This is a genomic window from Pseudoxanthomonas sp., from assembly GCF_035999195.1.
Taxonomy (GTDB): domain Bacteria; phylum Pseudomonadota; class Gammaproteobacteria; order Xanthomonadales; family Xanthomonadaceae; genus Pseudoxanthomonas_A.
This window is the reverse complement of record NZ_DASYGY010000009.1, coordinates 1,956,171-1,969,024: the sequence shown is the minus strand read 5'-3', so window position 1 is coordinate 1,969,024 and position 12,854 is coordinate 1,956,171. Positions and strand designations below refer to the sequence as shown.

Annotated in this window: 4 protein-coding genes; 2 read left to right on the top strand and 2 right to left on the bottom strand. The window is 57.2% G+C overall.

Annotated elements, in window-relative coordinates; all coding sequences use genetic code 11:
- Positions 1-32: 32 nt before the first annotated feature.
- On the bottom strand, positions 33-1,115 hold the full coding sequence (locus VGN58_RS16190) for a glycosyltransferase (protein WP_327484203.1): 1,083 nt from the start codon (positions 1,113-1,115) through the stop codon (positions 33-35).
- Positions 1,116-2,007: 892 nt separating this feature from the next.
- On the bottom strand, positions 2,008-7,020 hold the full coding sequence (locus VGN58_RS16185) for a putative Ig domain-containing protein (protein WP_327484202.1): 5,013 nt from the start codon (positions 7,018-7,020) through the stop codon (positions 2,008-2,010).
- Positions 7,021-9,128: 2,108 nt separating this feature from the next.
- Here VGN58_RS16185 and VGN58_RS16180 point away from each other — a divergent pair.
- Together VGN58_RS16180 and VGN58_RS16175 are read left to right on the top strand one after the other, a co-directional pair.
- On the top strand, positions 9,129-11,540 hold the full coding sequence (locus VGN58_RS16180; RefSeq protein WP_327484201.1) for a transposase family protein: 2,412 nt from the start codon (positions 9,129-9,131) through the stop codon (positions 11,538-11,540).
- Positions 11,541-11,543: 3 nt separating this feature from the next.
- On the top strand, positions 11,544-12,530 hold the full coding sequence (locus VGN58_RS16175; protein WP_327484200.1) for an AAA family ATPase: 987 nt from the start codon (positions 11,544-11,546) through the stop codon (positions 12,528-12,530).
- The last annotated feature ends 324 nt before the right edge of the window (positions 12,531-12,854 follow it).

The window sequence follows — 12,854 nt, the reverse complement described above, 5'->3', positions numbered from 1 at the left end:
GCTGCATAGTGTCGAGCCGCGAGTCGATCACGCTAGCCGCTTAAGCCGGGGCGATAGAGTGCGACTGTCGACCTAACCATGGCATCTATGGTGAAGCGGTGCTGTTGAGTGGCACGCGCGGCCTGGCCCAGGGCTTGGCGTAGTGCGGGATCGGCTAGTGACCGAAGGCAGCTTGCCAGCTCAGCTTGACAGCCTGAAGAGAATAGAAGTCCATTGTAGCCGTGTTCAATCAACTCAGGTATGCCGTCGGTTCGTGAAGCAACGACTGGAATAGCCAATGACATAGCTTCCAATATTGGGAGAGCCGCTTTATCGGTCTGAGAGATATGCACAACAACATCCATTCCCTTTATTACTGAGATCACGTCATCCCGATAACCGCAGAGCGTTAGCTGGTCGAGCAGACCAGCCTTGTCTGCAAGACGGATAATGTGGTAAGCGTCATCTAGGTCCTGCGGCTCAATAATGTATAAACGAAAACGATCTCCCGCATCCCCCAAAGAACTCAAGGCTCGTAGTAGTAACCCGTAGTCGGCGGGAGATGACATTCGCCCTTGTAGCGCAAGAGCTACCTCTTCTTTTCTTATACCGAGCCGATTGCGTGATCTCGCGCGCTCGTAAATGGTAATCGGCGGAAAGCACGCCACGCCGCTGTCAATGCGACTAATCCTTGTCGGGGAAAGCCCCCTAAGGATGAGGTCACTATAAATTGCGTCTGAGGTGGCAACTAATTTCTGCTGTCGATACAGTCCTTTCAAGCTATCAAGCATATGTACTGTACACATGGAAGTGGATTGCGCTAGGCGCGCAACTATCGCGCCATACATCGCGCCACGATTGCAATGGGCGTGGATCACGTCGAATTGCCGAGCACGCGCGAGCTTGTAAAGCGTCCAGTATGCATTGGGGTCAAAGACGCCACGGAGCGCCAGTGTGACCACCTCTAAGCCCGCTTGCTCTGCACAATCATGTAGCCAAGCATTTGGTCGGAGAGCAAGGCAGACTTGATGGCCAAGGCTTCGCAAGCCTGAACTGAGCGATAGCACATGACGCCCCACATCACCCGTGGCGCCTGCGTGCTGGATCTGCAGGACGTTAAGCCGCTTTATAGACATTTAACCACCGAGTGTGAAAGCAAGACTTTGCTCGAGACATCTCTCGCGCTCCATACGAATCCTTGGAGATCTACATGCTCGTGGCTACTTTGCGCGAACCTACTAGATATGGCTACAGAGGAGGCATGAGCACGGTTTCCGTCCGCGAAGTACCCCTGCTTGTAGTGGTCTATGCAAGCAGATGTGAATCGCCCGCCTGCAGTCTTCCGAACTGGTAGGTCTGATTCATGAGCTCTCGGAAGGACTGCTCGGCGAAACGCGTGATACTCTATGTCTGGCGGTGGGCGCCGCACTCAAGCAGGGCAAGGCAGTGATCGACGTGGCGTTGATCCGGTGCCTCAAATGGATCAAGCCCTCCCGCCGGCTAAAGCGTCCGACCCGCACGCACGCCGGCCGACGAGCAGCGCGCCGCCGCATGTGGTGCACTCATTCCCAGCCGCTGCGTGGCGAGATTTGTTCCTCTTAGCTAGCCCGCCGCGCGCATGCCGATGGTGTGGGACTGCATGTGTTTGTGCAGCGCACCTTCGGGACGTGGCAGATCTGGAATCGGGACATCGATCGGAACTCACCCGCGGAGGCGGTCAGGCTCGCCTCGGCGCTCATGGGCGTGCCGATTTGCTGCCTGGAGGAACTCCTCGTGCGACGGTTTTCCGGGCTTCTCTATCCGCCAGTTTCTGCCGACGGCACCCTGCCATGGCTGGCCCCGGCAGGGATTTAACACCTGACCCGCGGGCACCACGGGTCAGCCTTTTGCCCACAGTGCCTACAAGAGTGAGGTTATGCGCGCCTGGTGAGGCGTTTGGCGTGGATGGTGCATTGTCTGCCGCATGAGGTAGCGCTGAGCGATGCCTGTCCCCGTCGCGCCTCCGTACCGAGCTGAGGCGCTAACCCGCTAGTAGCGCTTCTCCACATTGAGCAAAACGCCATGGTCAGTATCACCTCCTGTGCCGAAGAGGCCTCGATACTCCACACGTAGACTGAAATCGCGCTGGAGCACGAAGCGGGCGCCCAACCCAATCACTGCGCGAGTGCGGTCAAAGCCGAGGAGTCTTAAACTGTACATGTCCTCATCTGCGGCTTCGGCATAGTTCAGCCTTGCTGTGCTGTCGGATTCAATATCTCTCTGGATCTCTAAGCGCACTTGGGGGCTGAAAGACCCCCAGCCGACATCGTTTCGCCATTCCATTCGTGAACCAAGGCTTGTAGTGAGGGCGCCTATGTTCTGGGGTGCAAATGTCAGCGCATAGAGCGCGTCTGCTCGTTCTGTAAATGTATCCAAGCGGGCTCTTTGTCCATCAAGCCTCGCGTAACTCGTCACAGAATAGGCGTCTCTCCGACGCTCAATTCCTGCCGACAAAGATACAAGCCTTTGTGAGCCACTACGCGAGCTGACAGCGAGCGCACCGCTGTCTAGGGCACGCCTGATGTCAAAGCTGAGGCTCTGGTAGCCCAGTAGGCCGCTCAGGTAAACCTCATCCGTTACGTGAAACTTGAAGTACCCGGCGACGGTGGCTGCGTCACCTTCCACCTGACTGCCATTGAATCCCACCTCTGCGGTTTCCCGACCGAAGCCGAGTACGGCGCCGAGGGCAAGGCGGTCGGTGAAATAGTAGTCGGCCCCTAGCGTAATGCCGTCCGTTTCAAAGGCCACATTGCTTGCGCCGCGTCCATCTGCATTGCCTGACCTGATACTGCCCGCTGACCACAGGTGCAGCGAACTTGGCGTACTGTCGTCCTCGTAGACTTCAGGCGGGAGGTCCGGCGGCGCGTATGGCACGGGAGCAGAACACCTCAGGCCATCGCCTGCACGGTCAATGCACGGGCTGCTCTGAGAAAATGCAATGCCGTTACTGAACATTGCAGCGGACGACGAGGGGCCAGACAAGCCTTCAATCCGTCTCTGGATGTTGTCAGCTTGCGTCATTGCAAATCTGCGAACCGACTGAACTTGCGCTTCCAGCACGCCTCGGACTTCCGGGTCCCTGGAAGGATCTGGTCGACTGTGGACGTCTAGTTGGTAGGACCTTGAGCCTGTGAATCCCAAGGCATCAATTGCCATGATTACCAAGGTGTAAGCTCCACTTACCCTCGGCGAACCGTAAAGTCGGCCATCCGAATCGAGTTGAAGTCCTTCTGGAAGCATTCCACTCTCAAGTGCGTAAACGTAAGGTGCCGAGCCGCCGCTAGCGACAAATTTCTGTTCATAAGGCGCTAATACTGTTCCATCCGGCAATCGCTCGGGCGTGATCACTATGACAGGCGCGAGAATCGTTAGCACATAGGGGTGCGAGACCACCCCAGCTGAACCAGTAGTACTATCGTTCACCATGATGGTGAAAGCGAAGGAGCCAGCCTCGGTCGGGACGCCTGTGAGTATTCCGTTTGCTTCATCTAAACTCAGCCCGGTAGGGAGTTCCCCCCTGGCGACAATGTAGCGATAAGGCGACAGTCCGCCGGATGCGACGAACGTCTGTGAGTACGCCAGCCCGGCTTGTCCAGATGTCAGTACGTCAGGCATCAGAATTAGGGTCGGTGCAGCTACCTCTAATGCGAAGCGACCGGTACCCACTTGTCCGTTGGCGTCGGCAGCACTGATTTCAAACACGAAGGAGCCGGCTTGTGTCGGGGTCCCGCTAAGCGTGCCCGAGGCCTCTAGCAGAAGGCCGGCTGGGAGCTCACCCGAGCTGACCACGAATGTATAGGGCGCCAATCCGCCGAACGCCGTAATGAGCTGCGCATAGGGCGCGCCGGACGAACTAGGCGGTAGAACGTTCGGCGACAGAATAATGCTCGGTGGACTTATGGTGAGGGTATAGGTTTGACCGATCACGACCGAGGGAGAAGTGCCAGTATCCGTCGCTGCAACCTGAATCGGGTAATCTCCGACGCCCAGAGGCGTACCCGACAGCACATTGCCACTAAAACTCATACCCGGGGGGAGCGGCCCGGTTAGAGAGTACGTATAGGGGCCGATGCCGCCGGACGCGCTGAATACTTGTGCATAGGCAACGCCATAGGCTGAGGTCAGCACGCCAGAGGCTGGCGATAAGGCTAGCGTTGGCGCTTCCACCGTGAGCGTGAACGTCCGGCTCGCGGTGAAGGGTCCGTCGCCGATACTTGCATCGGTCACCTCCACTTCCAGCATGAACGTTCCAGCCGCAATTGGGGTGCCCGATATGATAAGGCTATCTGAGTTGACATCGCTCAGCAGAAGCCCCGCCGGCAATCCCCTGACGGATTGGCCGCCGTAGGGTTCAGATCCGCCTTGCACCGAGAAGATGAGAGAGTAAGGATCCCCGACGCGAGTGGTCAGTGGACCAGTTGCTTGGATGGTAATGTTAGGCGGCTGCACATCGATCGTGATCAGCGCAGCCGCTGATGTACCAATGGCATTACTGGCGCTGTAAGTAAATGTGTCCCTGCCAGCAAAGTCGCCGACTGGCTGATAATAAACTTGGAGTCCATCGACCCGGACCGTGCCGTTGCTAGGTGGTGCCACCACCGCAACAGAAGTGGGACTTCCACCCGTGATAGGTAGTGGCACGAGAGTCGTTGATGCGCCGTACGCTAGAGTCAACGAAGCCGGATTAGCCACCGGCGCCCGATCGACAACCTCAATTGTGAAGTTCTGTGTAGCGGTGTAGGGCCCCTGGCCCTGCGTGGAATCTCTTACCTCAACCGTGAAGGTAAATGATCCTTGCGAGTCCGGAGTTCCGGAGACGACTCGTGTGGCGCCTTCAAGGCTGAGGCCGCCAGGCAGGGCTCCGGATATGACCCGATATATATAAGGGGCCGACCCGCCGGTAGCTTCGGGCAGCTGGGTCGCATAATTAATACCTATTTGCGCCGCCGGGAGCGGGCTGCCAGCGAACACGATACTGGGTGAATCGACAGAGAGAGTATAGCTACGCGAACCGACGACCCCGTTGGCATCCGTAGCACTTGCCGTGAAGCTGAACACTCCATCAGCCCGGGCAACCCCCTCTATTCTGTTGTCCACAAGTGAGAGGCCGACAGGGAGTGAGCCAGAAGAAATCTGGAACACATAGGGAGCAATGCCTCCATTCGCAGCGAGCACTTGCGAGTAAGCAACCCCGACAGTCGCGGAAGAGATAACGTCCGGAGTAACAATTACGGCAAAATCGTCGTTGATGATAGTTACCGCACTGGTGCCGGAGGCGATAGTGGCATTGACTGGATCGCTCAGCTGGATCTGGAAGGCCTCATCTGCTTCGACATTCGTGTCACCGAGGATGTCCACGACCAGGCTTTGGGAGGTTTGGCCTGATGCGAAGGTCAGCCTGCCGCTGGTAGCCACGTAATCCGACCCTGCCGAGGCGGCACCATCAAGGGTGTCGTAGCCAACACTGATTGGCTGGGCGCTGGGTGCGCTGAGTGTCACGGCAAGGGATTGGCTCTGAGTTCCACTATCGCCCTCGGTGACCGAGCGGCTCTCAATGCTTAAGGTCGGCGCGTCGTCGTCATCCACGATGGTCCCTTGGGCTTGAGCATCGATCACCGTAGCCCCGATCACATTGGTGATGTTGACGGTGAAAAATTCCGTCGGCTCATTCAGCAGATCGCCGTTGATCTGCACGTTGAAGTCCAGACTGGTCTGTCCCTGGGGGATGGCCTGTCCGGAAAGGCCGTTAGCGACGTAATCCTCTCCTGCGGTAGCTGTTAGGTCGGCAGTTGCGATGTCAAAGCTCACTCCCCCCGGCCCTGCCGGCTGGGATAGGGTGACAGTGAACTGGAGGTTGGTGGTGCCGGCGTCGCCCTCGGAGGTAGACGCATCGGCGATGGACAGGGCCGGCACATCATCATTAGCGATGGTGCCTGTCGCCTGAGCAGGCGTACCGAGCAGGTATCCGGTGCCGCTGCCCACCGTGACGATGACCGTCTCATCGGGTTCGATGACAGCGTCGGCCGTAGGTGTCAGATCCAGGTTCACTGAGCTGGCGCCGGCCGGGATCAGCAGGGAGGTGGGCGCGGTGTAGTCGCTACCACTGGTCGCGCTTCCGCTGTAGTCAAGAGGGAACGTCAGCGCGGCCGGTGTCGGTTGGTCTAAGGCAATCGTATAGACCAATGGAATGCCAGCATTCTCAACCACGGAGTTGGGTGCTACTGAGATCGTCGCGGCCGGGAGATCGGTGTCGGTGATCGTAGACACGACGGTGTCCGGACTACCTATGAAGTAGGAATCGCCTTGGAGAAGTGATACCTCCACCGATTCACTCGATTCGACGATCGAATCGTTGAGTACGTCGACCACAAATGTGGCTGAGAGTGCGCCAGCGGGGATCGCAACTATTGCTGGGCCGCTAATGTCGTCGCCCGCGGATGCCGATCCGGCGTAGCCTAAGTTGACACTAATCGGCACGATCGGCGGCCGGTCCATATTAATTGTATAGTAGAATCCGACTCCCTCATTCTCATCCACCGTCTGGCGATCCACCTGAAGCGTCAGGGTCGGCTGGGGGTCGTCGTTTAGTAGTGTAATGATGCCTTCAGAATTTCCTACGGTCGCGTTAATTGCCGCGCTAATACTCACAGAAAAGAACTCGTCAGGCTCAACTCGTGTGTCGCCTACGATGGGCACGAAGACAATCGCGAAGTCGTCGCCTTCCGATATGACGGGCTGGCTATTCACTTCCACATAATCGCCATCAGCGAGAGTCGCGGTGCCGTCTGAAGATCGTATGGAAAACCTTACGCCGCCTGGAGGAGCGGGGGCGCTTAGTCTGACGATCAACAACAACGGTTGAGTCCTGTCACCTTCGGCGCGGGTAACATCAGCGACATTAAGCTCGGGAACTTGTGCGAGCGCTTCCGCCGGCATGTTCGCTACGAGTAAAGCAGCCATGAGAAAGGGCACAAATCTCAATGCACGCGCTACGACTTCCATAGCTATTCCTTGAGCACGACAACTGTTGCGATTCGGCCGCTATTCCGGCCGCCCCATTACCGCGATAACGTCATTGCGGAGCACCATGCTAAGCAGAGCGGAGACTAGCGCGCTCTACTACGATTCACCATCCTGCGTGGCAGACGAGCACGCACATGCCGCATGCAATGAGACTTTGGTCCGCTCATAAGTCAATTATTGGACTGAATTAGGGACATCGTCACATTATGTGGCCGAGTCTTAAACGCCGCCAATTGGTGTGCCTGAGGCTGCGGACACACACGTGACGCTCTCATTGCAAGCGGCGTTTCTGGGGCCCTTTAGCCCCGCAACATAGCGGCATCATGATCAAAGGCGGCGCCCGGCGCCCGGCGCGCTCAAGCGGTGGGGTGGACGAGCAAGGCCACTCAGTCGCACTTCTCTGAGCGAGTCGCATCCTCTTCGAACAGTGTCACCCGCCTCAACCCGGCCCAAATCTCCGCCAGTTCACGGCATTGGGAATCGGTCAGGATGGAAAAAAGCCGCGAAGTCATCCTCTGACCCAGGGTACACGCGTCATTGCCGTTCCAGAGGGCGGACGTGATACCGAGTGCGTCCCAGAATCGAGCCAGCCTGCGGTGTTGCACAGTCCCAGTGTCTCCGGTCCCAATGGCGCGCCCGCCGCAAGCTTTTCGACGGCACGCACGTCCGACACTGCATTGTGGGCGGCCTTGGGGTCGTACCTCAGTTTGGGCTTGATGACGCCCCTGGCGGCCGACACGGTTGCCTCGGTCGCACCCGCCTGTGTATAAGTGGCGGGCGACCCCGCTCCGGGCAACAGCGACTAGACCGTGATCGAATGCTTTAGCCTCAGCATCACCGTCAGCTGCGGGGAGGCTTCGAAGTCGCCCGGGCAGCGCTCGCCAAGGGAAATTTCCACTCAAGTGTCACGACGCGATACGGCCTGCCATCTATCAACAGTGCGGAATCAGAAACGTCGCTTGGTCGGATGTGCACGTGCGTACGGAGTAATGAACAAGAGGGTCAAGAGTAGAGCCGGCTCTGTAGCTCGATCCGCGGCGAACGAGTGCGAGCGTCTGATGACGATCAATCCTCACTGGGATGCAGGGATGAGGAAGGTGTCTGAGCAATCGCATAGTTAGAGAAATCAGCGTCCGCGCGTTCTGAGCAATGGCGGGATGTTGACACGCGCCGGGAATGGAGCGCGCCAAATACCTCGCCGTTGTCCACTGCGTTGGCACATCGCCATTCAACTCCGATAACCGAAACTGCGTAAGCAGGGCTAGGTACCCGTACAAATCGCCCCTCCAAAGGAGTGATGCAGGGTCTCTCGCGGGGAAGAAAATTACTTGCCCGTCGCTACAGGCGGGCAGTTCGACGCGCCGATGCGACAGTAGGTATGACGGCTCACATTCGTAGGTCTCTATGAGCTCGCGAAGTCTAGATGGTGTATAGCTCCTCGTCTCCAGCAAGTGAAACGGCCATCGGCTTGCTTCAGCAAAGACTGGGCAGTGATCGGCGATGCGGGCCTCGCGCTTTCGAGTAAGGACGCCGCCGCGAAGCGCAGCGCTCCTGTCAGATCGACACTGTGACGCGTCACTAGGGAGCTGTGCGAGCACGGCCAGGAGCACGCGCTCCCTAAATAAATCGACCTTTGACTTGGGTGGACGCCCTCGCCGAGCAGGGGCCAACTCGGTGAGTTCCGAATGCACCGTATTCATCAAATAAATGCACCTCAAAAGGCGAATTAATTCTGGGTGCGGAAGATGAAGCTTTGCAACTAGGCTGGGCTCAACGGCGGGCGACACGAAATGTCTGGTGCTCGTGTCTGCACGCTTGGCATGTGGCTGCGCTATCCAGCGGACATCGTCGAGCTAGCTAGCGCTTTGGAAAGCTTAAGGAAAACAGGAGGATAGCGTGGATACGAGCTGAGACACCCCGTCGCGGGGAAAAAGAAAGCCCGCAAGGCGCCAACCGAGCGGGCAATCTGATTTCGTACACATTCGCTAAGTCCGGAATCTCCCCCTTATTGAACGCCCTGTCAAGCGCTTCTAGCGCTTGGCACGGGCTCCCTATGCCTAAGCCGGCTAGACCGGTGGGAGGTCGTTGTGGACAAGATGGAGATTGGTGGACCAGATGAGCATACGCGCCGTGGCATCTACGCCGCTGCGGGCCTTACACACGAGAATGTCCGAAGCGTGGAGGAGGCAATCAATGGGTCGTGCCAGAAGCGTGTAGGCGCGGGCGCGCTGACCAACGTCGTAACCAGGTTCGACTTCGCAAAGAACCGCCGTCATAGAACGGTCGAGAGCCACACGTGTGAGCTCATTCATGCCTACGAACTTGAGCAAGACCCCAATGTCCTGGGCTACTACACGCAGGTGCCATGTGTAGGGATAACCAGGGTAAGACCGGATGGACGATCACACGTAAGCTCCGCTCACATCGACTTTCTCGTAGTCAGAAAGTGCGCAATCGAGCTCGTTGAGTGCAAGCAGGAAGAGTGGCTCCACAAGGCGCTCAGCGCGCATCATCCCGACTGGTCTCAAGTACAGGGAGGATGGACATGCACGCCTTACGAGGAGTGGGCGAAAGCACGAGGAATCCAGTTCAAAGTTTGGGTAGGACCAAGACACCCGGCCATCTATCTGCAGAATCTGACCGCAATCTACGATGCAAAGCGCCTGGATTGCACCGACTATGAGATGCGAGCCTGTGACACAGCGAGACGTCTCATCGAGAAGAGGCCTCAAAGCATTGCTGAGCTTCAGAACATATCGGCTGGCTTCACCAGTAGAGTCGCACTCCTAATGCTGGCGCAGGCTTATGCATTCGGCCCCTGCAAGTCAGTGTCCATCAGCCAGCAATCGAAGTTCTATCTCTTTCCGACGTTAAGCCAAGCTGAGATGTATGCAAACGCTGTCGCCGCCAAAGTGTCGGACCGGCTCAGATCGCTTGAGGAGCTTGGCGATGAAACACTGACCGCATCACGGACAGATCTGGAGAAGGCAAGGCTGCGCCTGGAGAGGGTTGATCGGTATATTGGTGGGCTGGATCTTGCGCCGACCAAGAGCGTAAAGCGGCTCGCGAAGATCGTTCAGCAGGCGAGGAGTGAGGGTGCGTCAGCCCTTGCCGCATGTCTGACCCGGTACCACGCCTCTGGCAACAAGATTCCGAGGCTGCCCGACCAGTACGTCGCTCTTAGAAGGAAAGTTGTCGATGAGTACTGGAACAGGGGGCGGTTAAGTTGCCAAAGAGACGCATGCCATATCTACTCTGGCGAGTGTGAGCGACTGGGAATTCCGGTTGCCGGCCTCACGGCGCTTATGAAAGAAATAAGGGAGCAGAACCCTCAGCGGCATGCACTCGCGTCTGGGGGCATGCGGTCGTTCCAGCGTGTCCGAAGGAACACGGATCCAAGGTACACGTCCGCAGCACCACTTGGTTATGGCGAGATTGCCCATATCGATTCAACGCCGATCGATATGAGAATGGTCGACGGATCCACCGGCGACATACTGCATCTCAGTGCAACTTTCTACATTGCGATCGATGGCTGTTCTGGCTATCCACTCGCATTCGTCTTGATCTTCGGCCCCTCTCGAACCGAGGGCTTGGCGATCTTGATGCGGCAGATCGTACGCCGTCACGGCTTCCTTCCCAGAACCATTCACGTCGACCGAGGGCCGGAAAACACGTCGAAGTGGATGGAGAAGTTCTGCGAGGGAACGATATCCGTGCGCTACTCGCCAACCGCTGGAAGTGCATGGAATCAACTTGCCGAGTCAGCGAACAAATATGCAAACACTCAGGTGTCACATCGCCTATTTGGAAGCACCCTTCCGGACAGCAAGGGGAGATCGGTTGATGGAAAGTACAAGAGTCTCAAGACGGCGAGAATGAGCTTTCTTGAGGTGAACGAGCTCATCGAGAAGTATGTCTATGGCGATATGCCTCACTCTCCGGGCGGTGACAACCTTTCACCCATTGAGCGGCGTCAAGCAAGCTTGGATCAATTTGGCTGCATGGGCGCGAAGCGACAGATCAATGACGCTTTCCTTCTTTCCACTGCTATTCCCTTGGGAGGGGCTATCAGGCTGACTGAAAGAGGATCGATCAGGATCGAGGAGGGGGTCTATACCAGCATGGAGCTTCAAACCGAGATTAAGGGGCGCCGAAAAGTTGAAGAAGCGCTAATCGACTGTGAGGATCCTGCAATCTTATACATCAGGATCGGTGACCGCTGGCTAAAAGCCTTCCATCGACGTGTACAGAGTGTGGCGAGCGAGGATCGCTTAGAGAGGATCTTTGATATGTGCTACGCACCAACTGCGCGTAGGCTGAGTAGAGAGGTTAAGAGGCTACTTCGGAAGCAGCTCCACGACAGAATTGAGCAAGCTAAGACGAATAGCTTGGCGAAGGTCGATGATGCGATTCGTCCGAAGAATACACCAGGGAACATAAAGGAAAAGACGTGTAAGCCCGATCTAGATGGCCCCCTCTTTGACAGTGAGGGCTGAGTCATGGCGCTTACCCTTCATCCGCACTACAGTCGCCCACGGAAGCGGTTTGGTGCGGCGTTGGACAATCTAATGCCGGGCCGAATGATATTCATAATCGGCCCCACGGGTGTCGGAAAGACCACGCTTCGCCGCTCTGTCATGCGGGAAGTATATGGACATCCAAAGCATTGGCCGAAGGGCAAGATCCCCGCCATTGAATGCAGCGCAAGACTTCCTTCAGAGTCTTACTTCAGCTCTTTCTCTCTAGCGAAGTCCCTACTCAAGCAGTTGCGTGTGCCGACCCTGCGTTGGTTTGAAGACAACGGAAAGTCGACGCTTCCGGCAGATGTCCTGAAGGGGCTTGAAGCGGCGGGCGACTGGTGGGGCGCCAGAGAGGGGCGAAAGCTTACTGAGTCGGACACATGGGACTGTGTCGAACAGATGCTCCGAGCAAGAGCATGCGGCGTGATATCAATCGATCAGGCGAACTCGTTTCTTAAGAATCGGGCAAACAAACGGCCCACCGATCATACGCTACATCTTATGGCATTTGCTGAGGAGGCCAACATAAGCTTCATCATGACGGGCGTGCCAGAAGTAGTGAGGATGTGGTCGATTCACTCTGAGCTAAGACGTCGCGTAGATGTCATCTGGGTGCCGCCATACAGTGAGAGACGGCCAGAGGATAGACAGGCTTTCGCGACGCTGATCCGCTCACGTGCCTCGCACTACCCGAACTGTGATGTGCGAGCGCTGCTGCGCTACGACGCGGAAGTTCTTGCCGCCACCGGGGGCGTCATCGGAGAGCTCGACAAGCTTCTTGAGCGTGCGTCGGCACTCGCTTTGGAGGAAGGTGGTGGTGCAATAAACTGGTCCCGTGTAGAGCGCTCGATCTACTCCCAGAACGACCTCGAAACCATGTGGAACGACATCCACATGTTTGAGGAGGCTATGGCCGCTGGTTCAGTTTCTGCCCGGTCATCTCAGATCAAGGAATTCTGGGAGTGAAGAGCCCAGGGCGCGGATATTCTTGGACGCCACTTCCTCCACTCGAGCTGCATGGCCTCGGCACCAGTGCGGTCGAGTCGCTCGATCACTATTTGGCGAGGCTCACATGGATTGCCGGGATTCGGGCATGCGATGTCTTGGCTGGCTGGCGTGCCAGCGGTATGCCTCCTGTCTCGGCAATCTGTGGACCAGGGTATGTGTATCTGTCATCCATAGCAGATCTTAAGAGAGCTACCGGCGTCGAGAGTTTGCACTGCGGCACTGTCTACAACCTCGGCGGGATCACTGAGCGCGGACTACGGGGTTTGGCTCAAAGAGAAAGGC